The 24,118-nt window shown below is 25.7% G+C and carries 25 protein-coding genes; 10 read left to right on the top strand and 15 right to left on the bottom strand.

Translation table 4 applies throughout. The features are described from left to right. Positions 1-144 precede the first annotated feature (144 nt). The gene (locus tag SHELI_RS04620) at positions 145-1,329 is read left to right on the top strand and encodes a hypothetical protein (protein ID WP_069117103.1); all 1,185 of its coding nucleotides are present in this window, start codon (positions 145-147) and stop codon (positions 1,327-1,329) included. A gap of 44 nt (positions 1,330-1,373) precedes the next feature. Here SHELI_RS04620 and SHELI_RS04615 read toward each other — a convergent pair whose 3' ends face one another. Next, entirely contained in the window at positions 1,374-1,952 is a 579-nt protein-coding gene (locus SHELI_RS04615) for a hypothetical protein (protein ID WP_069117102.1), read from the bottom strand. 145 nt (positions 1,953-2,097) lie between these two features. Between SHELI_RS04615 and SHELI_RS04610 the strand changes: the two genes are divergently transcribed. Both SHELI_RS04610 and SHELI_RS04605 read left to right on the top strand, forming a co-directional pair. After that, positions 2,098-3,258 (top strand): NAD(P)-dependent malic enzyme, encoded by a 1,161-nt coding sequence (locus tag SHELI_RS04610; protein WP_069117101.1) that lies wholly within the window; start codon positions 2,098-2,100, stop codon positions 3,256-3,258. A 32-nt stretch (positions 3,259-3,290) separates the two neighbouring features. Then, positions 3,291-3,503, top strand: coding sequence for a hypothetical protein (locus SHELI_RS04605; RefSeq protein ID WP_069117099.1), 213 nt, complete (start codon positions 3,291-3,293; stop codon positions 3,501-3,503). A gap of 55 nt (positions 3,504-3,558) precedes the next feature. On the opposite strand, the gene SHELI_RS04600 is transcribed toward SHELI_RS04605, so the two are convergent. Then, positions 3,559-4,872: an SGNH/GDSL hydrolase family protein gene (locus SHELI_RS04600; protein WP_069117097.1), complete on the bottom strand. Its 1,314-nt coding sequence runs from the start codon at positions 4,870-4,872 to the stop codon at positions 3,559-3,561. Positions 4,873-5,006: 134 nt separating this feature from the next. Between SHELI_RS04600 and SHELI_RS04595 the strand changes: the two genes are divergently transcribed. Further along, positions 5,007-5,558 carry a hypothetical protein gene (locus SHELI_RS04595; RefSeq protein ID WP_069117096.1) on the top strand — a complete coding sequence of 184 codons (552 nt, stop codon included), beginning with the start codon at positions 5,007-5,009 and terminating at the stop codon, positions 5,556-5,558. Here SHELI_RS04595 and SHELI_RS04590 read toward each other — a convergent pair. Both SHELI_RS04590 and SHELI_RS06105 read right to left on the bottom strand, forming a co-directional pair. Further along, a complete protein-coding gene (locus SHELI_RS04590) occupies positions 5,542-6,222 on the bottom strand; it encodes a copper homeostasis protein CutC (protein WP_069117094.1) in 681 nt (226 codons plus the stop codon). The genes SHELI_RS04595 and SHELI_RS04590 overlap by 17 nt on opposite strands. Before the next feature lie 104 nt (positions 6,223-6,326). Continuing rightward, positions 6,327-6,665, bottom strand: a complete 339-nt coding sequence (locus SHELI_RS06105; protein ID WP_198146092.1) for a hypothetical protein — start codon at positions 6,663-6,665, stop codon at positions 6,327-6,329. Between the two features lie 428 nt (positions 6,666-7,093). Here SHELI_RS06105 and SHELI_RS04580 point away from each other — a divergent pair, with 428 nt between their 5' ends. Further along, positions 7,094-8,674, top strand: coding sequence for an ATP-binding cassette domain-containing protein (locus SHELI_RS04580; RefSeq protein WP_069117092.1), 1,581 nt, complete (start codon positions 7,094-7,096; stop codon positions 8,672-8,674). A gap of 35 nt (positions 8,675-8,709) precedes the next feature. Here SHELI_RS04580 and SHELI_RS04575 read toward each other — a convergent pair whose 3' ends face one another. Together SHELI_RS04575 and SHELI_RS04570 are read right to left on the bottom strand one after the other, a co-directional pair. Continuing rightward, positions 8,710-9,549: an aldose epimerase family protein gene (locus tag SHELI_RS04575; RefSeq protein ID WP_069117091.1), complete on the bottom strand. Its 840-nt coding sequence runs from the start codon at positions 9,547-9,549 to the stop codon at positions 8,710-8,712. A gap of 82 nt (positions 9,550-9,631) precedes the next feature. Further along, a complete protein-coding gene (locus SHELI_RS04570; RefSeq protein ID WP_069117090.1) occupies positions 9,632-11,542 on the bottom strand; it encodes a hypothetical protein in 1,911 nt (636 codons plus the stop codon). 136 nt (positions 11,543-11,678) lie between these two features. On the opposite strand from SHELI_RS04570, the gene SHELI_RS04565 reads away from it, so the two are divergent. From SHELI_RS04565 to SHELI_RS04555, 3 genes are all read left to right on the top strand, one after another. Next, entirely contained in the window at positions 11,679-12,053 is a 375-nt protein-coding gene (locus SHELI_RS04565; RefSeq protein ID WP_069117087.1) for a MerR family transcriptional regulator, read from the top strand. Between the two features lie 80 nt (positions 12,054-12,133). After that, a complete protein-coding gene (locus SHELI_RS04560; RefSeq protein WP_069117084.1) occupies positions 12,134-13,162 on the top strand; it encodes an alcohol dehydrogenase catalytic domain-containing protein in 1,029 nt (342 codons plus the stop codon). 92 nt (positions 13,163-13,254) lie between these two features. Then, a complete protein-coding gene (locus SHELI_RS04555; protein ID WP_069117083.1) occupies positions 13,255-14,061 on the top strand; it encodes a purine-nucleoside phosphorylase in 807 nt (268 codons plus the stop codon). Positions 14,062-14,139: 78 nt separating this feature from the next. Here SHELI_RS04555 and SHELI_RS04550 read toward each other — a convergent pair whose 3' ends face one another. From SHELI_RS04550 to SHELI_RS04520, 7 genes are all read right to left on the bottom strand, one after another. Next, complete coding sequence (locus SHELI_RS04550; RefSeq protein WP_069117082.1) at positions 14,140-14,892, bottom strand: ABC transporter permease; 753 nt, start codon at positions 14,890-14,892, stop codon at positions 14,140-14,142. After that, positions 14,867-15,562, bottom strand: coding sequence for an ATP-binding cassette domain-containing protein (locus SHELI_RS04545; protein WP_069117081.1), 696 nt, complete (start codon positions 15,560-15,562; stop codon positions 14,867-14,869). Before SHELI_RS04545 ends, SHELI_RS04550 begins: the two co-directional genes overlap by 26 nt. A 13-nt stretch (positions 15,563-15,575) precedes the next feature. Beyond that, positions 15,576-16,334, bottom strand: a complete 759-nt coding sequence (locus tag SHELI_RS04540; protein WP_069117080.1) for a hypothetical protein — start codon at positions 16,332-16,334, stop codon at positions 15,576-15,578. Positions 16,335-16,376: 42 nt separating this feature from the next. Beyond that, the gene (locus SHELI_RS04535; protein WP_069117078.1) at positions 16,377-16,991 is read right to left on the bottom strand and encodes a hypothetical protein; all 615 of its coding nucleotides are present in this window, start codon (positions 16,989-16,991) and stop codon (positions 16,377-16,379) included. Positions 16,992-17,209: 218 nt separating this feature from the next. Then, positions 17,210-19,096: a lipoprotein gene (locus SHELI_RS04530; protein WP_069117076.1), complete on the bottom strand. Its 1,887-nt coding sequence runs from the start codon at positions 19,094-19,096 to the stop codon at positions 17,210-17,212. Between the two features lie 41 nt (positions 19,097-19,137). Continuing rightward, positions 19,138-19,842, bottom strand: coding sequence for a hypothetical protein (locus SHELI_RS04525; RefSeq protein ID WP_069117075.1), 705 nt, complete (start codon positions 19,840-19,842; stop codon positions 19,138-19,140). Positions 19,843-19,901: 59 nt separating this feature from the next. Continuing rightward, positions 19,902-20,696, bottom strand: a complete 795-nt coding sequence (locus tag SHELI_RS04520; RefSeq protein ID WP_069117074.1) for a hypothetical protein — start codon at positions 20,694-20,696, stop codon at positions 19,902-19,904. A gap of 156 nt (positions 20,697-20,852) precedes the next feature. On the opposite strand from SHELI_RS04520, the gene SHELI_RS04515 reads away from it, so the two are divergent. Further along, positions 20,853-22,076, top strand: a complete 1,224-nt coding sequence (locus SHELI_RS04515; protein WP_069117072.1) for an SGNH/GDSL hydrolase family protein — start codon at positions 20,853-20,855, stop codon at positions 22,074-22,076. Positions 22,077-22,135: 59 nt separating this feature from the next. On the opposite strand, the gene SHELI_RS04510 is transcribed toward SHELI_RS04515, so the two are convergent. After that, the gene (locus SHELI_RS04510; protein ID WP_157087592.1) at positions 22,136-22,507 is read right to left on the bottom strand and encodes a hypothetical protein; all 372 of its coding nucleotides are present in this window, start codon (positions 22,505-22,507) and stop codon (positions 22,136-22,138) included. 81 nt (positions 22,508-22,588) lie between these two features. After that, a complete protein-coding gene (locus SHELI_RS04505; protein ID WP_069117068.1) occupies positions 22,589-22,942 on the bottom strand; it encodes a hypothetical protein in 354 nt (117 codons plus the stop codon). A gap of 155 nt (positions 22,943-23,097) precedes the next feature. Here SHELI_RS04505 and SHELI_RS04500 point away from each other — a divergent pair, with 155 nt between their 5' ends. Continuing rightward, positions 23,098-24,096: a hypothetical protein gene (locus tag SHELI_RS04500; protein WP_069117065.1), complete on the top strand. Its 999-nt coding sequence runs from the start codon at positions 23,098-23,100 to the stop codon at positions 24,094-24,096. Positions 24,097-24,118 lie beyond the last annotated feature (22 nt).

Here is a 24,118-nt window from a genome sequence, read left to right as displayed (position 1 = left end):
ATTAATAAAAATTATATAATATTTTGTAATAATTAAATTATTTTATGAAATTTTTAAATTTCTTTAAATTTAAAAGAGTTACTTTAATAAATGTGTTATATTTTTATTGAAAAAATATACTATATAAAAAAAGGGGATTAAATAATGAGCGCAGTTAAAATAGATCAACAAGTTTATTTGTTTAATGAAAAATTTCAAGAGCAGTTCAAAGCATTATTTAAAGATGACATTTATTTAACAGTTCTTGAAGATAGTGATGAAAATGACGTTTTTTATATGGTTGAATTATCACATTCAAAAGACAGGCTAACTAAGGCAAATATATCAAGTTCTCTAGGTTCAATTATTCTAGGAGAAGTTGAAAATGCCACTGTAATTGAAACAGATTTACAATTCCATAACATGAAATATGATTTTTTCTACCCAAGTATTATAAATAATCAATTTTTCACACAAGAAAATGACATGAAACAATTTTTATCTCAAGCTGCACTAAAAGAGCTAGAAATGTATGAAAAAAAATTAAATGAAATATTAGAGTCACAAAAATTTAAAACTGTTTATAAAGAACTTTTTGATATTTGAGATAGCCAAGAAAAGTCTATCTTATTTTATGATGACACTGATATTAAAAAACAAATCTTTTTATCATCTTTAATACAAGATATTGACCTTTATGAATATGCTAAAAAAGAAATAGACTCAAAGCAATTGCAAGAAATCAAACTAGGAATTCAACAAAATTTGAACATTAGTATTTATGCATCACCAGAATTTTTTAGTTGAGCTGCTATGCGTGAAATAAGACTAGGTTTAGAGCAAGATCTTGATGTAGAAACATATGCAAATCCAGCTTTAGACTCTGATCAAATGCACGAAGTTAGATTAGGATTAGAGCAAAACTTAGATGTAATGAAGTACTGTGTTAATGAATCTTCTTTAATAGATAATTTTAGTTCTGAACAAATGAGAGAAATTAGACTAGGTATAGAAAAAAATCTATATGTAGAAGCATACAACAACATCTTTTATGATGACCATCAAATGAGAATAATTCGTGAGGCTCTAGAAGATGGTATTGATATTTCTGCTTTTGCAAATCCAGCATTTAGTGCATGACAAATGTATTTAATTAGAGAAGGTATAAGAGAAAACTTAGATGTGTCATTATATGCCAAAGAAGAGTTTTCACCTGAACAAATGGAAGAAATTAAAAAAGGATTGGAAAATAATGTTAATGTAAAAGTTTATGCCGATCCCAAGTACGACGCTAGAGAAATGAAAAAAATTAGAAAAGAATTAGAAAAAAGCAAAACTATTAAGCATTAAAGCTTTTAAAAGTAGTTACAAAATGTTTTTTTATAGTACATAACTTAATTAGTTTTTTCATATCTAAATGACTTTCCAAGTACTTTTTTAGAAAGTTTTTTGTAATTTCTAAATTGATATATAATTACATCTAGTTTGTCTTCTATTATATATTTATCATCGTCCAATAAGTCTTTTTTTACATAAATATTTTTAACTATATAATTTATATTTGCAATTCCATTTGCAACTATCTTTTCATTATACTGCGCTTCAATGTATATGAGTGAATTATCTATATACTTAATATCATCGAAATGACTTTGTATTAATTTAAATTTTCCAATTTTATCTTTTTCATTTGTATATAATCTATTTTTGTTGTCAATATTACTACTATATTTTGCAATATTTTCAACTTGCGATCACATGTTTTCAGGAATTATATTTAAAATTATGTTTTTATTCAAATTTATATTTGCATAAGCTTTTGAGTTCACATTAATTCCAATCATTAATGTGTCGTTAACATTATAAATAGAACTAATTGGTGTAATGTTAGTTATCTTATTTTCATCAATACTTGTAATTAAGCACACTGGAAATCCTCAGTATATAGTTTTGCTATTAATTTTTTCATACATAATTTCACTTCCTAACTTATAAATATTATATATTCATAAATCAATTATTCAAGTTATTGTTAATGTCTAATATAGTTGAATTAATAAATGTGTTTAAATTAATAAAGTGTTTTTTGGAATATAATATTTACAAGAGGTGATGGATATGAAAGATTTTAACAAAATAGCTCTAGAGCTACATAAAAAGTACCAAGGTAAATTATCAGTAGAAGGGAGAGCAAGTGTTAAAGATCAAGATGATTTGTCATGAGTTTATACACCAGGAGTTGCTCAACCTTGTAAAGAAATTTTTAAAGATAGAGAAAAGATGTATGATTACACATTAAAATCAAGAACAGTAGCAGTTATTACTGATGGTAGTGCAGTTTTAGGTCTCGGAAATATTGGAGCAGAAGCAAGTATTCCTGTTATGGAAGGAAAATCATTGTTATTAAAAGAATTTGGGGGAGTAGATAGTTTTCTAATTTGTGTTCAAACGCAAGACCCAGATGAATTTGTAAATGTAGTAAAAAATATAGCACCAGTATTTGGAGGAATTAACTTAGAAGATATTTCAGCTCCTAAATGTATTGATGTTGAAAATAGATTAAAAGAAATTTTAGATATACCTGTTTTTCATGATGATCAACATGGAACAGCAATTATTTTAGGAGCAGCTGTTTTAAATGCAGCAAAGGTTGCAAATAAAAAAGTCTCAGATTTAGTTATTTCCCAATCAGGAACAGGAGCAGCAGGTATCAACATTATTAAAATGTTGAAGCAGTTAGGTGTAAAAGAAATTAGAGCATTCAATATAAATGGGGTTGTTAACTCAAGTACTAAATCAAAAAACGATAAATATGTTAATCAATTGTTAGATGATAAAATTATTCACGATAATGATTTAAAAGATTTAGCAGATATTGTAAAAGGTAGTGATGTATTTATTGGAGTATCAGTTGCAAATATATTAACTGAAGATATGATTAAAAGTATGAATGATAAACCAATTGTTTTTGCTATGGCAAATCCAGATCCAGAAATTAAACCTGAATTAGCAAAAAATGCTGGAGTTTATATTTTAGGAACAGGTAGAAGTGATTATCCAAATCAAATTAATAATGTTTTAGCATTCCCAGGAATTTTTAAAGCATTACTAGTAACTCGCCAACAAGTTACAGATGAAGTAAAATTAGCAACCGCAAAAGCAATCGCTTCATGTGTGCCTGAAAATGAATTAAGTCCTGATAAAGTTATTCCAAATCCTTTTGACAAAAAAGTGCCAGAAATAATTTATGAAACACTTTTAAAAATAGCTAATAAGTAATATTATAAATTTATTAAAGAAAGAAGGTTAATATGACTAAAGATCAATTTCTCGATAAGTGAACTGACTTAGAATATGTTAATAGTGAAGCATCAGTTAAAGTTGTGTCAAAAGAATCTGGCAAAAGTGTAATTTGAGTTATGCCAAAAAACAACAATGTTGGATTGAACACAAGTTATGGAGTGTCACTTGAATTATTATCTGATTTCATTGAATTAATGAAAACAGAAATTAAAGTTTGATAAAAAAAATAAGTTTATTTAAGTTGTTAAAATATAACACTTAAATAAACTTATTTTTTTATTTGTTAGATTCATCTAAAAAGTTTTTAAATATATCTGCAAATTGGTAATGAGGAATATTTGACGGGTGAATATCATCCATAAAGAAACTTTTTTTCAAATCTTCATCAGTTTTTCCATCTTTTTTAAATACAGACATTCTTAAGCTAATCTCATTAGGTTTTTCTTGATTAATTTTTCCTATGATTGTAACTAAATCTTTAAGACCATCTGGCATTGCTTGTCAGTCTTTATCATCAAATCTATAACTAAACACACCACTTCCAAATCCATTAGTAAATCCATCATCAACATTTAATCCTTTACTTGCAGCATCAGTTAATGTGTCATTTATTTTTGAATGCAAATCATACAATTTTACAGCATTAGGATAATTTTTGTTAATTGAATCAAGCAACTCTTTTGTTCTTGTTTCAACTTTTGCACAAAGTTCTTTAACTACGTCATGATTTTCAGCAGTTTTATATCTTGGCACATTTTCTAAAGTTGGAGGAGTCACAAATAAAACTTCTTTTACCCCTCTATTTAATACAGTATATAAAGAATTTTTGATAGCCTCTATCATATCATCAATATAAGCATCTCATTGTGAATCGTCTTTTTGTCTAAGCATCCCCATTAAATCATTTGGACCAATACAGTAAACTACAAGATCATTTGTTCCGATTTTATGTTGTTGAATCATAGCAATTGCTTGATTTTCGATTGATGTTTTTTGTAGGGCTTTATTTACTAAATCAGTGTCAGCTGGTTTTGCTTCAACAGCAGTTGCCCCACCAATTGCGTAGTTATTACCAAATTTTAATTTGTCATTAATGTAATTTTTTGTATAAAAACTACTTCCATAAATATCTTTAAATCCTAACTTTTGTCCTAAAACAGCAGCTGCAGGAAGTTCATTTGTAAAAGTGCTTCTTCTAACTCCTGATGCATCAGTAAAACCATAATAACTTTTGTTATTAGCTTTTAATTGTCCTTTTTCATCTTTAACTAAGTAATCATCAAAGCTAACATTTCATTTTATTTTATCTAAGCCAGGCAATGGTAGACTACCACTTGATAAATAATCTCTTAAATATGTAGTAACTCCATCAACGTCACTTAAACTATCTCCCAAAACATAGTAATTTGTATATTTAGATACTTTATTATCTTTAATACCATCGTCCACAGCTTTTGAAGTATCAATATCTTTTCCTATTTCTTTATATGATTCATCTTTTACTTCTGAGGGTTTATAACAAGCAACTAAGCTAGATGCTGAACTTGAAACTACACTTAAACTCATTAAAAAAGTTAATAATTTTTTCATAGTTTTATACCTTTCAAATTAACTCATAGTTAACTTAATTGATTGTAATATGAAGTTTCACAAAAGAATTTTTAGTTATTAAAAGTATTTTTTAATTTAGTATAATAATTAAAATTGTTAAAAAGGGGAAAGTTATGAAAAAAGAGATACTACTACTTGTGTCAAGTTACTTTTTATTGTTCTTAATAACATTGGGGATTGGGTATTTAATTTTCCACAATTCACCAGTTGTTGAAAAAGCTGATTCTTCAAATAATAATCAAAACCCAACAAATCCAACCGATCCAACAAACCCATCTACAGAACAAAAAGATCCAATTACTGAAATAAAAGTGAGCAATATGAAGCATACAACAAAAAGCGAAAGAACTAATCTTGATCAGTATAAGGATGTTGAACTGTTACAAGTAGATAACTATTATGATATTATTACAAGCGGATTTAAAATGGACGTTTTAGTTGTCAGTTATACACAAATAGGTTCATATTGAATGAAAGAAGATGTTTTTTCAAGAAGTATTCATTTTGAGTATGTAGATAATGTATGAAAATTGTTTGTAACTGCTCAAGAAAAGGACGGCTATCACGGTTCAGATAAAAATCCTGAGCAAATAGTTTATAAATTAAAAATGGATAATTACAAAGGATTGCATTATCAAACAAGTAGTATTAATTTGTATTATTAGAACTGAATATGTTTATCAATTCATTTACTCTATGATCATCAACAGATTTATCTCAACTATGTTCGAAACGCGCCATTCTTCCAATATGAATGTAATTAGAAATGGTTAGAGTTTTTGAGAAATTTTGTTCATTTACTCCTCCACCAATTAGAATTTTAGTGTTTAATTTTAGATTTTTTAAACTCTCTAAAACAACAAAACCTTTATTTAAATCACTTCCTCCAGAAGTAAGGACGCAATCTACTTTATAGTATGCTAAAAGTTTATAAGACTCTAAAAAATCAGTAACTTCATCAAAAGCCTTATGAAAAGTTATTTGCAAATCTTCTTTTGCTTTAATAACTTTTTTTAATAAATCTATGTCAATAGTTTTATCTTGATTTAATGCTCCAAAAACTATTCCATTTGCTTTTGTTTTTTTTATATATTCAATATCTTTTAAAATTTGTTTTTTTTCATCACTTGTGTAGATAAAATCTCTACTTGTTGGACGAACAATTACGTTAACTGGAAGTTTTGAAATTTTAGATGCATTATCTATTAACTCATAATCTGGAGTTAAACCTCCAACTTCTAAATCTTTACACAATTCAATTCTGCTTGCTTTTGTTTTGTTAATTTTTTTGACATCATCAATTGACTTAGCTATAACTTCTAAAAACATAATGACCTTTCTTTTAATCACACTTTAATATATAATAACACTAATAAAAGGGAGATATTTATGAGAAGAAATAAATTATCATCAAACTTAATAAAAGGATTTCTTTACTTTTTATCTGCTTTTTTTCAAATAGGATTTTCTATATTTTCTATTAACAATGAAATAAAAAGTTTGGCAAATAATTTTAACTCATTTGATGTATTAGTTCTATTATTTACTGAGTTCATAAGATTTAGAGGCATTGTAGGTGTGATTTTTGTTTTAATTACTTTAAAAGCTATTAAAAGTTCTGATCTTCTTGAAGAAGATATCAATGAAATTATTGTATGAAATACAATTAATATTTTTGGATTTGTTTTAATTTCTAATCTATCATATCAAATGTACCAAGTAGTAAGTCCAAGAATAATAATTTCAGATGTATTTATAATATTAGCAATCATTTTTATCACTTTTTACATTTTGCTCATATGAAACAAAGTGGTATCACAATTTAGAAAAAGACTAAAAATATGAAAAGCATTTTTTAAAAAAGCATTTTTGTTGGTTGGTTTAATTTTTAGTAAACTTTTAATTTTTATCAAATTTATTTTTAAAAAAATTAATTATAAATGAAAACAACTTAAGTACACATCCTCCAACTGAGTTAAAACAAGATTTTTAAAACATATTAATATTGTATATGGTGATAAATTAAAATAATTATTTAAATTATCAAATTAATAATTTAAATAATTATTTTTAAAAATAAAAAAATAAATTATTGATTTACTTAATAGCATTTATAACAAGTAAATAATAGTTAATTTTTAATATGCAAACTTAATATGAATGTTATTTTGTAAATCTTCTAAAAAAAGGAGAAAATAAAATGACAAAAATCACAAATAAATATTGATATCTTTTCATTTTATATACTTTGCTAGCTTTAATAACAAATGCTGGTATGGTTTATGGTGGTTATCGATTATCAAGTGTACTAGAAGGTGTATTTGCAAGTGACATGCAAGGTGTTATAAACGATACTATTATCGTGCTTGGCTCTTTTATAATAGCCATATTTTTTCACTACTTTTCACAACTTGTAATAGTTTACACAACAAAAAAACTTAATATAAAATTAAAAATGTTCATAGCAGCAAAAATTAATTCACTATCAGATCAAGAGTTTATTAAATATAAAAAAGGGGATTTTATATCATGATTTACAAATGATGTTAACTCAATTGGAACAATGATATTTTCAAGTACTTTTAGAGTAATTGATGGAATAACAAGTGTTGTTCTATCTACTTATGCTGTATTTAGTTTTCACTGAATAATAGGACTATCATTATTTGGTATTACTATACTTATGATCATTTTGCCCGGTATTGTTCAAGGAATTGTTTCTAAAAAAGCTCAACAAATGTCAAAAGCTCAAGAAGAATTTTCAGATAGAATTGAAAACTTATTAAACGGTTATACATTATTTTCATATGCTAATGAAAAAAGAATTTTTAATAAACTTATGAAGGCAGCTAATTTAAAAGTAGAAACTTCAGTTGCATCATATGGTAACTATAATTCTTTGCAACAAATGATCCTGTTTTCATTAATGATAGCAAGTCAATGTATTATGATGTTTGTAACAATATTTTTATCATTAAAAGGCGTGACTGAAAAAGGTGCGATGTTATCTGTTACAAATATTTCTGGAACTTACTTTCAAGGGGTAAACTCATTATTTGGCTCTTTATTTACTTTTAAAGCAGGTTTAATAATATTTAAAAAATTTAAATTTGAAAAAGAAAATACAAATTATTCATTTGAAATCACTTCTTTCAAAAAGTTAGAAATAACAAACCTGTCTTATAAATTAGAAAGTAAAACAATATTTGAAAATCTAGATTTAGTGATTGAAAATAACGAAAAATATTTAATAGTTGGAGAGTCTGGTAGAGGAAAAACAACTTTGTTAAATTTAATATTTGGATTGATTGAAAATTATGAAGGAAATGTTAAGTTAAATGATAGTATTGACTATCGATATTTGAACAAGCTTGAAATCAAAAACTTGATTTCTTATGTTCCGCAGGAAAGTATAGTTTTTAATGATACAATAAGAAATAATTTAAGTTTATTTAGAGAATCTATTACTGATGAAAAAATTTTAAAAGTTATTCATACAGTTAATTTAGATAACTGATTTCAAGACAAAAATCTAGATACTATAATAAATAAAAGTGTTAAAAATATATCAGGAGGAGAGTTACAAAAAATAGCTCTAGCAAGAGCTATTTTACAGGACAAACCAATAATAATTTTGGATGAAATAACCGCTAATTTAGACCAAAAAAATCGAGAAATAATAGAAAATCTATTATTTAATTTAAGCAAAACAATTCTTTTAATATCACATACTTCTAAAATAGATAATCAAAAAGGATTTAAAAATGTTATAGCACTTTAAAAAAAACCAGTTTTAAACTGGTTTTTTTATTTTATCTATTCAACTTCTATAGTCATTTCAAATTTACTGGTATTTTTAGGTCCTAATTCTCTAATGGCCAGTTTATCTTTGTACTCATTACTAATTCTTGTTTCTAAATCAGGTAATCCTCAGTAGGGTTCTAAACAAACAAAGTCCATAGCATTTGTACTTTTTCATATTACGAAATATGGTTCATTATTAAAGCTCATTTTAATTTTTTTGTTTTGATAATAATAACAAATATGGTCTAAACTAAATTGATCAAATAGCAAAGACTTAGAGTCACTAAAATCAATTTCTGATATTATAATTTCTTTAACCTTATTAGTATCTTGATTAGGTAAATAAGTTCCTCCAATTCCTGATTTATCAGTATATGATTGTAAATTATCAAAAACTACTTTTGAGCTTGAATCAACTTTAAATGCTGGATGATGACCAAATGAATAGTACATAACTTTTTCACCAATGTTTATAATTTCAAAAGTATAAACTAGTTTATTTTTTTTTAATTTTAAATTTATAACTAAATCAAAATCAAATGGATAAATGCTTTTAAATTGATCATGTGCTCTAAACATAAAAATGACGTTCTCATCACTTTTTATTTCTACTTCTCAATCTTTGATTTGAGAAAAAAAACCATGTCTTGGTGTTAAATAACTTTTTTGATCATATATAAATGGACCTGTCACATTACCGCATATTGGAAATAGAATAGGTCAAGTCTTTCCTCATGAACCATCTTGTTGATACAGTATCTCATCTTTATCATGTTTTATGCTTATAATTTCTAATCCTTGACTTGCAACTACTGCTTTTACTTCTAAATACTCATTTTTTAAAATATACATATATTTTCTCCTTTTTATATATTTTAATGATACCACTTATAAAAAAACTTGCTTGTTAAAGCAAGTTTTAAAAAAAATTATTTTATTTAACAAATTTAAAAGTAAATGTAACTGATTTTTTTAAATATTTACTTGTAGGTTTTGCAAAAGCCTCTATTTTTCCATCGACACCATCACTAGCTCCATCATAATGGTCTAAATAATAGTCTGTATTTTCAACAGCAGATGAGCAAAAGGCCTTGATAGCAGAATTGGCGGCTTTTATTATTGATGGTTTGGCATTATCCTTAGGTTCTAAAATAGTGTTTGTTATATCTTTTAAACTTTTAATTGATGGATCCATATATGTTAAAGTAAATTTGATTGAACCTTTAACTTTCGTACTTGAGTTTTTTGCTGTAATTTTTATTGATCCTGGTTTACTGGTTTCTTTAGCTTCTTCAAACTCACTAAAATCTATATCTTCTGATTCACTAATACTTATTTTGTACTTATTATTGATCCAATTAATTAATTCAGATTTTACAGTTTCTTCTTTATTATTGTCAGGTCTTATTTTTGCATCATCAACACTTATACTGCTTAAATCTATTCTATTGTCAAAATAATTTACAGTAAAAGTTGCATATCCAGATACAAATTTATTACCATCAACAGCTTTTGCCATTATTTGTCCAGGAACATCGGGTTTAGCATCTGTAAAATTACTAAATGTTATGTGTTTTACTTCTTCTAACTTTGTTTCGCTATCATTAAAACCCAATTTAGTATTTATTTGTTCTAAAGCAGTCTCTTTCACTGCAGATTCAGTATTGTCTTTTTTTGGTGTTATTATTAAATCTTTTTCAGCTATATCTGAAAGTTTTTTTCTATCATCATAAAATTTAATTTTAAAATATACTGCATCTCGAATTAAGGTGCTATCTGTTAAAGATTGTGCATAAATCCTTCCATAATCGCTTGCTGTTGGGGCTTTATAATCTGTAAATGTTATATCTTTATCTAATTGTAAGTTCTCTATGTTTCATTTTTTCTTTAACAATTCTAAAATTAAAGTTTGTGCACTATCTTGTTTATTTTCTTTTGGCTCAATTTGTAGCTCGCTTAGTGTTAATGATTTTAAGGATGGTCTATCATCTTTTTCTACATATTTGACTATAAACGTTACTGATCCTATAACTTTTTCACTATCACTTTTAGCTTTAGCTACAATTGAACCATCTAATTCAGAAGATTTTGCTTCTTTAAAATCAAGTAATTCATAATCTGTATTAATCTCAATATTACTAAAATAATTATCAATTACTTTTTGTGCTTCGTTTTTGGCCGCGTTTTCTTCATTATCACTTGGTCTCAAAATTTTATCGATGTCTTTTATTTTTGCTAAATCATTATCAGATATGTGATCGCTTTTATAATTATATGTTACTTCACAGCTACCTACATATTTTTTTGAAACACTTTTTGCTTTTAATGTTGCATTTGTAGTTGTAGGATTGCCATCAATTTCTATATCTTCAGATGATAATTTGAACATACTATTCTTATTGCTGGTAGCTAATAATAAATCATAGATTGAAGGGGTTTGACCAGAACCGATTATGTTTCCCAAACTTTTTGTTTCAATAATGTCTTTTAGATCAAATTTATAATTAGAATTAAAAACTAATTTAAATGTTACAGAACCCATCAATTTATTACTATTTTCTAATGCAATAACCTCTAATGTTCCACTAGTAAAATCTTCATTTAGATTATATTCATCAGTGAAATCTAAATTTTTATAAACATCAATACCATACATTTCTTTTATTTTTTTAACAACAGCTCTCTCTGATGCTGTTCTTGTTTTTGAATCCGCAACTAAATTTAAATCTTCTTCTCCAATTGATGCTAGATCGATTTTTTTTGAATTATTAATACATGAAATCGCCAAAGAACCACTATCTAAAATAACTGTAAATGACATAAGCATTCATAATAATTTTTTCATATAATGATTCCCTTCTGATTAATTTATTAATTATTATTATTATTATAATATTTTTTCAATAAAAAAAAATTAACTATTTTATTTTTAGTGGTAAATTAAAATATAATAAAATCATAAAAAGAACTAAGGAGAAAGTATGGAACAAAAAAAATTATATGTTAGTGAAATTGCTAAAAAATTCGATTTATCTGAAAACTCAATTAGATTTTATGAAAAAAAAGGACTAATTCCACATATGCAAAGAGACCAAAATAACTATCGATTTGTCTATGAAAAAGATATTTATTGATTTGATGTTGTAATTTGCTTAAAAAAAACCGGAATGTCAATATCAGATATTAAAAAATACATCGAGTTAGCTCTTAAAGGAGATACGACAATGAGATTAAGAATGGAAATGATAGTTAAACAAAAAGAAGTTGTGAAAAAAGAAATAGATTTTTTAGCAAAACAATTAGAATTTCTAGATTATAAAATAGGATATTACAAAGATAAAATCCAAAAAAACTAAAACTTTTTTATATTTTGCTTGCATTAACCCTGGGTTAATGTTTTAACATTATCTTAGGACTAAGTCCTTAAGGAGGAATTATGAGAGCAGTATTTTCAAGTGATAAACCAGGAAAAGTGGTTGAATTAATAAATGTTGAAAAACCAACAAAAATAGGTGATGATGAAGTTTTAGTAAAAACTTTATATTGTAGTTTATGTCATAGTGATTTAAGTTCAGCAAAAGGTGAATGGGGTTCTAAAGTTTATCGTAGTGTTGGTCATGAATCAGTTGGCGAAGTTGTTGAGGTTGGAGCAAAAGTGAGCGACCTTAAAGTAGGAGATTATGTTGCAGGTCCAGCCGGATTAAGAGGGGCTTGTGGAGAATGTAAATATTGTAAAAGGGGAGAAGAAGTATTTTGTGACGAAGTCATATTTACAGGTGCTCGTGGTTATGGGACAATGCAAGATTACACAGTTGAAAAAGCAAAATTTAGCATCAAGTTGCCAAAAGATGTTAATTTACCTCAAGCTTGCATTATCACATGTGCTGGTATTACAGTATATAAAGGATTTAAATTAGCAAATCCCATTGCAGGAGATACAGTCGCTATCTTTGGAATCGGTGGATTAGGAAATGTCGCAATTGAATATGCTAAAAATGTTTTTGGTATGAAAGTAATTGCGGTTGGATCTAATGAAGGTAGTTTACAAATAGCAAAAGAAAAAGGGGCTGATTTAGTAATAAATTGAAAAACTCAGGATGTTGATAAAATGATTCAAGATTTCACAAACAATCAAGGTCTTGATTTAGCAATGGTGACTAGTTCAACCTTACCTCAATTTGAAATGGCATATAGAAACTTGGGAAAAATTGGGAAATTATGTTCAATTGGTTTACCTGTTGGAAAACTACCTGTCGATATTCTAGATGTAACACTTGGACAAAAAACAGTTTATGGTTCATTGATTGGAACAAGACAAGATTTAATTGAATCTTTACAAGCTTTATATGATAAAAAAGTTAATCCAGATTTAAGAGTTGAACCAATTGAAAAAGCAGAAGAGTTCTTCGAGTTAATGGATCAAAATAAATTACATCAAAGAATTGTTTTTGATTTAACAAAATAGCCAAAGGCTATTTTTCATTTTAAAATTCAAGCTTAATTAATAGTATAATTGTATAGGTAGTTTTATAAAAAATAAAATAGGGGAAAAATAAAATGAATAAAATTAATGAAACTGTAAAATATTTAAAATCACAATTTGATCAAAATATTGATTTAGCAATTGTTTTAGGAAGCGGTTTATCAAATCTTGTTGATGACTTAGAAGTGTTAAAAGAAATTTCATATAACGATATACCGAACTTCAAAGTAAGTGATGTTATTGGACATGATTCAAAAATAATATTTGCCAAATATAAAGAAAAAACAATCTTAATATTTAAAGGGAGATTTCATTACTATGAAGGTTATGAAATGGATGAGGTTGTATTTCCAATTAGAATAATTGCTAGTCTAAAAGTTAAAAAACTAATTTTAACTAATGCTTGTGGGGGCATTGGTGATTTTCTAAATCCAGGTGATTTGATGCTTATCAAAGATCAAATTGGAATGTTTTGTCCTTCACCACTAAGAGGAAAAAACTATGAAGAATTTGGAACTCGTTTTCCTGACATGACTGAACTATATAATTTAGAATTACAAAGTATAGCTAAAAGTAGTGCAAAAGAAGTGAATATAAATTTAAAAGAAGGAATATATGCTTATTTTAAAGGCCCAATGTATGAAACACCCGCTGAAATTAGAGCATATAAAATACTTGGAGCAGATGCAATTGGAATGTCGACTGTTCCTGAAGCAATTGTTGCTCATCATGCAGGTATAAAAGTTCTAGCAATTGGCCTTATCACAAATAAGGCAGCAGGACTTGGTGGAAAATTAAGTCATAGTGAAGTTATTGAAACTGCGAATAAATCAGAAGAAAATTTTAAAAAATTAATTATAAAGATAATTAGTAAAATTTAATTAGTGAAAATATATTTAAAATACAAAAAACCTTCATATATTTATATGAAGGTTTTGATTATCTACTTTAAAAAATAATTAAACGCTAATTTTTTTGATTAAATAGTTTATTGAAATAATAGTTGTTGGTAGCAATAAACCAATAATAATTAAATTATAAAATTGTTTTCAACTATTTTCTGCTGAATAAGAATATTTGTATTCAGCAGAAACGTTTAAAACACTAAAATTACCAAGTTTTGATGAAAATATACCTAATATAAAATCATACAAAAACAAAACACAAATGTAGGCAATAAATGCATATTTAAATTTTTCAAAAAGTAAAAGAGATATTGTTATACCAAGTAAAACCAGAGCTAATGCAAATGTCATTTTTGAAAATAAAGCATAAAGCAAAATTCCAGCATTCAAAGATGAAAAATTGTTTATTACTAACCCTGATAAAAACTCAGTTACTAACATTATTATAAAATAATATAAAAGTACAAAAACAAAATACAATAATATATGAATTAAGTTTGAAAAATAAATAGTTTTTTTAGTTGTTTTTGTCATTAAAATGATTTGATATCTTTTTTGTTTATAATCTCAAAATCAATTATAAAAACAAATTACTGAAAAATCGACTAATACACAAAAGAATATTAAACTTAAATATACATCAGTTACAACTGGTATATTAAGCAAACCTATAAAAAGCAAATCATAAAACAAAATAATAATTGGACATACTATCAACATACTTAATGAAACTTTCCAATTTTTAAATGTAACATATCTGACAATGTTTCAATTTACTAAATTAGAAGTTTTCAATTTGTGATCCATATACTTCGTAAAATTCTTTTTTTATGTCAGTGTTACTATCTATTTTAATGTCTTTTTTAATTATGTTGTCTTTTATAATTAGTAGTCTATCGAAAAAATCTGTTATTTCTTCAAAAATATGTGTACAGTATAAAATTGTTTTGTTTTCCAATTGTGTATCCATATATCTTATTAACTTTTCTCTCATAACTGTATCTAAACCATTTGTTGGTTCATCAAGTATGTAAATGTCATTTTCAAAACCAAAAGCTAGGCATAATTTAACTTTTTGGTTCATTCCTGTTGATAATGATCTAAAACTTTTAGTTTCTCCAAGATTTAAATCAAAGTAATTAGCTACTCTTTTAATTTGATTTTCTTTATGTGAGTTTAGTTGTTCATAAATTTTTATAATATTTTTTACTTTTCCAAAAGGAGGAAATAAGTCTTCACTAGAAACATATCCCACATTATCTAAATTAAATTTATTAGCACGATTTGAAACATCATTGATTGTTACTTCTCCTTTATATTTTGGTGAAAAACCAAGTGTCATTCTTAAAAAAGTTGATTTACCACTACCATTGGGACCGATGATTGCCACTTTTTCATTTTTATTAATTTTTATATTTATATCTTTTATCCCTGTGCTTTGTGTATACATCAGGGTTGCATTTTTATAATCTATCATAAAATTTTCCTTTCTAATAATTTAGTTTGCTATTTAAATATTTAGCAAAAAAAGTTGTTCCAACTAATGAAGTTATTGAAATAATTATTGGAATTATTAGTCTTATCGATCATGTTTTCAAATCATCTATATTTAAAATTCCATATGGTGATAAATATGAAAATCATGAAACACTATTTAACTTTTTACTTTGTAATTGTCTTAACAATACTTGATGTAAAATACAAAAAGCAAAAACTATTACAATATACCAAAATATATGGTGGTTATATACTTCAGCCAACAAGTACAAAAAGCATATTCCAAGAATTGTTAATGAAAAAACTATAAATCAAATAATGATTAATTCTATAATTATTTTTCCTAAATCAACCACATCTCCAAAAAAATTGATGTTAACATATATGGAACAAATAATAATGTTTAATATTAAGTGAACTAAATTCATTAATGCTAAAACAAAATAGTTTGTAAAAAATAAACTAGATTTAGTCATATGAGTTAATAAAAAAATTTGATATTTTTTTCTTTTAAGGTTTTTAAAAAATAAATAATAAGATTGGACAGACATCATTACGAATGTAATAATCATATTTGTTGTCAATACATTGTGATAAACAAAATCATATGCATCTTGTTCATCTATGCTCATTGATAGAGCTGAAACAATAGTTAAACAAGCGAAAAAAGTTGTAACTAAAAATAATAGTCAGTATTTTTTTATTTGAAAAAATACTAAATACAGAAAATTGAATTTTTGTTTCTTAAACATTTGATCACCTCTTAATTTTTTAAATGTAATTTTTATAAAAAATTAAGATATGTAGTCATCCTCATTAGCTAATTTTTCAATTTTTATTAGTTTGTAACGTTTATAAATATAATTCATATGTGCCAAAATCTTGAGTTTTTTAAATAAGATTACTAAATTTTGGGGTTTAAATATTATAAAAAGTTTTTTTGATATATTTTTAAGTTTTATAAATCATTTTTTAAAACTGAAATTTAAGTAATTAAAAACAACTATAATTGCAATTAATGTGATGATAACAAAAATTATTAGTAAAATGTAATTTGTAGCTTCAATTCCAAAATCTAAGACTTGTGAAAGAATGTTTTTTAGAATCAAGAAAAAATATAGAATAAAAAGATATCAGCCAGTAATTATTAAACAATAAGAAACAAACTTTGGTAATGTTAGTGCTGTTGTTTCTTTATCTTGATAATTAAAGACTTTTGACACAATATTATTTTTATAATCTATTTGTTTAAATACAAATATAAGGGTATACAAATCCAAAGCCATAATAAGCGAAGTTAGTATTTTATCAAAAAAACTTGCATCGCCTAAAACATAAAAAATCATGATTGCTAAAAAGCAATAACATAACAGTTTAGTTTTCAATTTTTTTGGTTTAATAAAACTCATACAATCACCTTTCGCTTTTAAAGATTATATAACATTTATTTTGTGCAAAAATTTAAAGTTATTTTTTAAAAGTTGTTTTAAAAAATAAAAAATACTTTTATAAGTAATAAATTGTTTAAAAATAATTTAGATTAAAAAATGAGTCTAGAATAAGACTCATTTTTTAAAAAATATGTTTTAAATTTAGAAGTTGAATAATTAAACACTTTATTTATATATTATTTTGTAGTGTATTTAAATGTTAGAGTTCCCTTTACTAAAAAACCATCAGCAAAATTTTCTTTCCCTGATTTAACTGTCAATGTTATTTTAGTACTTGCACTATCAATATTTATATCAAATATTGTATCAAATTTTCTTAAAAAGTCTGATGAAGATACAGTTCCGGCTCCAATATAGTTATCTTCATCTTCTGGTTGACTATCAAAGATAAAATACATATCTCCCATTGGATCTTCAAAACCATCTAAATAAGGTCCCACTCAATATTCCGAAAATTGATTTTTAGTGTCAGTTAAAGAATCAAATAATTCTTTATACAAAGTAGCTCCTTTGTTTGTTGAAGTTATAGTAACACTTGGCTCAATTTTAGATGACATTTTTGATAAATCTCAATCAACTCTATCGCTAGACTCTTTTTCTTGAATTGTAAATGATACATTTACTCCGTTTTTACCTGCAGAATAGTCTGAATTAAAAACAGTTTTAATAACAGCGCTAGTTTTTTGAACATTTGTTACTCCAAATTGATTTTTTAAGTTTTTATCATTTATATTATTTTTGCTTAAAAAGGCTTCTAATATAGCTTTACCTATCATATAAGCACTATTATCAACAGGTGCAATTTCACCTAAGTTTGTTTCTTTGATTAAATCACTTGCTGATTTTTGTTTTTTAAGTTTGATATTTCCTTCTCCTCTAATATGCACTCCATCTAGCGAATTTTCTTTACCAGCTTTTGCACTTAATTTGATTGAATTAATAACTGTATTACCAGATGTATCACTTACTTTATTTCCATCAGCATCTAAAAATTCTATATTAGAAACTGTTTGTATTTGATCAAATGTAATTGATATTCCTAGCATGGCAGCTTTCTCAAGTAAAGGCACTACAAAACTTTGAAAACCTGTCATAATTGATTGTTGGTCATATCCAGGAACCATTAAGAAACCAACATTAAGTTTGTTTGGTCTTGCGGCGCTTCCTAACCCTTTATCATTGATAACATCTTCTAATGTTGACACGTTAAAACTTACTCTAAAATTAAATGTAACTTTTGCAGTACCAGTAAATTTAGTTGATGTATGACTAGCTTTGATATTCGCTTCTTTTTTTGTAGGAATTCCTACAAACTCTATATCATCGTCAATTAATCCATAACCTGAATTTTTACTATTTATAGCAGTTACAATTTCAGCTAGTGTAACAAATGTATCTAAATCTTTGGTTCCGATAATATCACCCAACTCTTTGACTTTAATATTATTCAGACTTTGTTGTGCTACTTTTTTATATGTATATTTAACATCAACACTTCCGCTAAATTTTTTAGAATCACTTTTTGCTTTAATTTTTGCAGCAGCAGTTGTTGGTGTTCCATCAAGTTCTACATCGGCATTGGTAGCTTTTAAATCAGAGTTTTTAGAATTTAAAACAGACAAAATATCTTCAAGATTTGGAGCATCACCAACTCCGGTTATTTCTCCTAAATCCTTATTTGTAATTGTTCCTAAATCTTTGATTGTATTGGCTACTTTTTTATATGTATATTTAACATCAACACTTCCGCTAAATTTTTTAGAATCACTTTTTGCTTTAATTTTTGCAGCAGTAGTTGTTGGTGTTCCATCAAGTTCTACATCAGCATCAGTCGCTTTTAAATCAGAGTTTTTAGAATTTAACATATATAAAATATCTGAAAGATTTGGAGCATCACCAACCCCAGTTATTTCTCCTAAATCCTTATTTGTAATTGTTTCTAAATCTTTTTTTTCTACATCATTGTTACTTTCGTTTAGATTATCTTTTTTACATGCAACAGCAAAAGAACTACTTGATGCAACTAATCCAGTTGCAGCTAGTAAGCTTAATAATTTTTTCATTTCTTTTTTCTCCTTTTTTAATATATTTTTTTAAATAAAAACTATACTAAAAAAAGAGGTGGGCAGGTCGCCTTCTTGTTATCTCGATTTATATCATTAAGAATTTTAAAAACTTTTTGGCTAGTTTCCAATTTAAAAGTAAAAAAAACAGACATTAAAATAGATTCAAATCAAGTCAATTTGAATTCATATTTTCTTTGCTCATCGATGTAAAATTGATCCAATAAAATGTTCAAGTACTCTATTTCAAATGAGCTATTAACTAAAATGATTTTATGAATTTTACATAAAAATAATGTCGCAATTATTATTGAAAAAGTTGTTAGATTTAAAAGTAAAATTATTGTTACTAATAGACAAATTGATACAAATAAATCGAAGTTTCTATCAATATTGTAGATAACAAAAAAATCAGATAATTTTATCAACAAAATTGGACTTGATATTAATAAGTAACTTTTTAGCAAACTTAGGTTTTCATAGATAAGAGTTGAAACTTTAAAGTTATTAAAAGAACTTGTTTTATATTTATTAAGAGTTTTTACTAATTTAGAAAATTTTCAAAATACAAATGAACTATATAATACAACAAAACTAATTAACACAATATTATTTAAGTGTTCAATTATATTTAAAATATTTGCAACATTAATGTTTATCTCAAAAACGACATTTAAAAAATATATTACAACTAGTGATAATAGTATAGAAAATAAAATTCTTTTTTTATTCACAGATTTTTTCATATATTTCCTTTTTTTTTAATTATAATGACTTTTTATAAAAAAGTGTTAAAAAGTTAAAATTAAATAAACAGTCCTAAAGGCACAAATGTTACAACTAATAATATTGTAAAACTAAGTAAAGAAATATTAAGATTTTTAGTAGTTTTTTGGTTTGTAACATCACCAAGAATTGGTAAAAACGTGTTTTTGCTATAAGTATAAGAAATAATTGACAATCCAGTTAAACATAAAAAAGCTCAATTCAAATATTTGTTATTTATTCTTACATATCTTGTTATTACTAAATAAATTCAGCCAAAAAATGTTGGAATAATCAATATACAGTTGATTATAACTAGCAGAAATTCACAATAAAATCTTGAAGCATCACTTATTGGAGAACCATTTTTAATTGTTTTAGCAAAAAAGTTAACTTTGTAAGTTACGTCATTAAAGCTCAAAATTGCAAAATTGATAAATAAAAAGATATTTAAAGTTAGTAGGGCATTATCAATAAAGTTCAAGATTTCATATGATCTTTTACAATAAACTTTTTTATATTTTCAATATAAATATTCTCAATAAATTGTTAAGAAAAATAACATGTTATGTAGTCAAAAAACATATCTTAATTTTTCTGGTGCATATCCCCTTAACATAAAACTAGTAAATCCTATTATAAAAACAATATTTATAAGCATCACATAAAACCTTGCATTATCTGAAATAGTTGAATTATTAAAATTAAAGCTCAAACTATAAGAAATTAAAAAAATTGTAAGGCTCATTATAACCAAAAAATAAGTTAAAAAAATAATAACTGTTAAAACTTCATAGTGATTATTTTTTGTAACCAAACACTGTTTATTCTCCATATACTCACTCCACTTATAAGTCTTATATTTTTTTTGGTTATTTAGTCAATATCTTCTAATAATTAGTATAAAAACTTTTTTAATTTTGTAAAGGATTTTTTAAATAAAAAGAGTTACTAGAATAATTGATATCATTAGATAAACAAGGGGGAAAAAATGAATAAATTACTAAATTTTTTAGCAACAGTTTTAGTCTCTTCGAATGTTTCTTTAACTGTTATTTCATGTAACAAAGAAGATACTACACACACAAATGAACGAGCAAAGTTTGAGCATTTTTATGGTTTGGGTGATAGTTTGAGTGATGCTGGGGGATTTCAAAATATAGCACAAACAATTATAGACAAGCAAAATCCAGGAAATACAACTTATAAAGAAGAATTTGGTGGTAGCTTTAAATCACCATATTTTGAAAATAAGTATCCTTCATTTACAAATGGTATTCCAGCTGTTGAATGAGTTAACAAATACTTAGGGTTTGATGACCCTATGAAACCAGGTGGAGAATTATTGAATCAAGAAGGGGATAAAGGAAGAAATTATGCTGTTGGAGGGGCAAAGGCTTCTGATGATATTAGTTTTACATTTTCAAAAGCAGGTGTAAAAGATGTTCCTATGAAAGTTGATATCATTTCCCAATCAAAAGCATTAATTAGAGATCATACTTTATCAGATAAAGATTTAGTTTTTCTTGAAATAGGTGGGAATGACTTTTTAGAAGGGATTTCTCAAGCGCTTGCATTGTTTAGTCAAGGTATGGATAAAGCGATGAAAGCTTTTAAAAATGTAGCAGACAAAGCAGCAACAAATTTAAATACAGCTCTTACAAATATTTTAGAAACTGGAGCTAATGTTGTTTATATGAACTCACCAGATATGAGATATATTCCAAACTTTTTGGGTGCACAATTAGGTGAAGATGGTGAAGTTACAGACCTTTCAAAGCAAGCGGCAGGCTTAAAAGATATTGTTCACACTGGTTTAGATGATTATTTGTATAATGCAACTTTAAATGTATATAAAAAATTAGATGAAAAATATGCTAACCATATTGCCTTCTATGATTTATATTCAACATTTAGTACCTTAAAAACAGATTATGCAGCTTTATATAAAACAAAATTTAACAAAGAAGTTAATTTAAATAATAACTATGGATGAGATACAGCAAACGGAGAAGATCCAAATGTTGCTGTTCAATCTAATTTTCCTGTAAAAGGACATGAAAATAACTCAATTGATGACTTTTTCTTCATTGATGAAGTTCACCCAACAAGATATGTACATCAATATGCAGGTAAAATGATTTATAACTTAATTCAAGATACTTGATTTGATGGTAAAGATAAAAAAGATTTAACAATTGATGATATTAAATAAAAGAAAAATAGCTCTAAAGAAGGCTATTTTTAATTTTATAATTAAATAATCATTTTTATTTATTCTGCTTTTCCACAAAGCGTTAAGATTCCACCAATTAAAAATAATAATGCTGGTACAAAATAAGCAACTCATGCAAAGAAAATTGCTACAAAACATAAAACACCACAAGCTATTCTTAAACCATTGCTTTTTTTAACCATAGCTACAGAACCTAGAATAATTATTAATAATGGAAATATTAATATTAATACTCCTAGGATTGTGATTGTTGATGTTGTTATTGATGAGCCAAATAACGCCACAATTGTAGAAGTACTTGCAAAAATTATAATTGCTCCTAAGCAACAAATTCCCGCACCCACAAATGCAGTTATTAAACCACCTTTTGCTAATCCGTTCATTTTATCTGAAACCTTTCTACTAACCACAATAGTTACACCTATATTATAAGTGTTTTTTTTAAAAATGAAGAAAAGTTTAAAAATTATTTTTAATTTATTTAAAGCCAATTAATTTTTATTTTCTATTTTTCCACATAATGTTAAAATTCCACCAAGTAATAAAAATATAGCAGGGAAGTAATAAGCAAATCATGCTATAAATACTGCCACTAAACAAACAATACCAAAAGATATTCTTAAAGCCTCAGTTTTTTTAGTTAAAGTAATACTTCCTAAAATTATAATTGTTATTGCAACAATAAATGCAACAACACTAACTGCAATAACAGTTGTTTTATCATAATTTACATTCAAGAATTTATAAAGCACTGTATATATAATTACTTGAACCAGAACACTAAACATAGTGATTGCAGATCCAACTATTCCTACGATGATGCCACCTCTAGCTAATCCATTCATTTTGATAAGTCCTTTCTAATAATATCTAAGCATTTATATTATAAGTGTTTTTTTAAAAAAAAAATAAATATTGTCAATAATAGACTAAACATTTTAGTTTTACATTTTAAAAAAATTTTATATAATAAAAAGTATCAAAATTAGAAGGAGGAAGTATGAAAAAAATATTAGTAAATTTAAATTTAGCTACTATATTTACTATAGCAGCTTACAATACCGTTGCTTGTAATACACAATCAACAGAATCAAATGTTACTGACAAAAATCAACAACCCCCAAATAATGGTAATCAAAAACCACCAACAGCAGAAAGCAATACTGATAAAAGATTTGATATATCAACTATTCCCAATAAAAATTTAGGGAATATTAGTGGTCATAGTGATGCACCAACTCTTGGAGACATATTATCAAAAGTTTTAGAAGTTAACAAAAAAGAGTACTTTACTGTTGATGAAGTAAAATTTTCAAGTGATCCAACAGCAACTCAAGCAAAAATTGAAGCACTCTCAACATCTGTCAAAATTAAAGGTAGTGTTGAATTTACTTACAATTACACAAAAATTCAACCAAGTTTTGATAATGGAGAGATAAATGTTGATGTTAAGGTATTTGAAAAAAGAACATTTAACATTAAAATAAATAACCCAAATACAACAGATGCTTTACAAGCGGTTATTCCAAATGATGATAGAGATGCAAAATGCTTAAAAATTGAATCAGTTGAAAAAATTGATGACAAAGGTAATTACAAAATTACAATTGCTTTACAAAAGTATATTGCAAATGAACAAAATGAAATTGAAAGAATTCATTTTGATGCAAGTATTTTACTAAAATATGCAGGCTTAGAAAAAATAGTTCATGTGGAGTGTCAAAGAGTAAACCTATACCAAGATATAAGTGATACAGCGATTGTTGATCTAGGTGATTTAAATGGAACTGAAGAACATGAAAATTTAGATATCATTTTAAATGCTTGAAATACTAATGAAAAAACTAAAAAATATCAATTAACAAAAAATGATGTTACTCTTGATTACTATGATCCAGAAGAATATACAAATCCAATATTAATAGCAACTTATAATTATGATTCACCATATACAAACTATATTCAGTTAGTTTTTGATTATACTCAACAAGGTGAATAAAAATAAATTTAAAATATTGAAA

This window comes from Spiroplasma helicoides (genome assembly GCF_001715535.1).
Classification (GTDB): domain Bacteria; phylum Bacillota_I; class Bacilli_A; order Mycoplasmatales; family Mycoplasmataceae; genus Spiroplasma_A; species Spiroplasma_A helicoides.
Note: the sequence above shows the minus strand (reverse complement) of the source record. Positions and strands in the feature narration are given on the sequence as shown.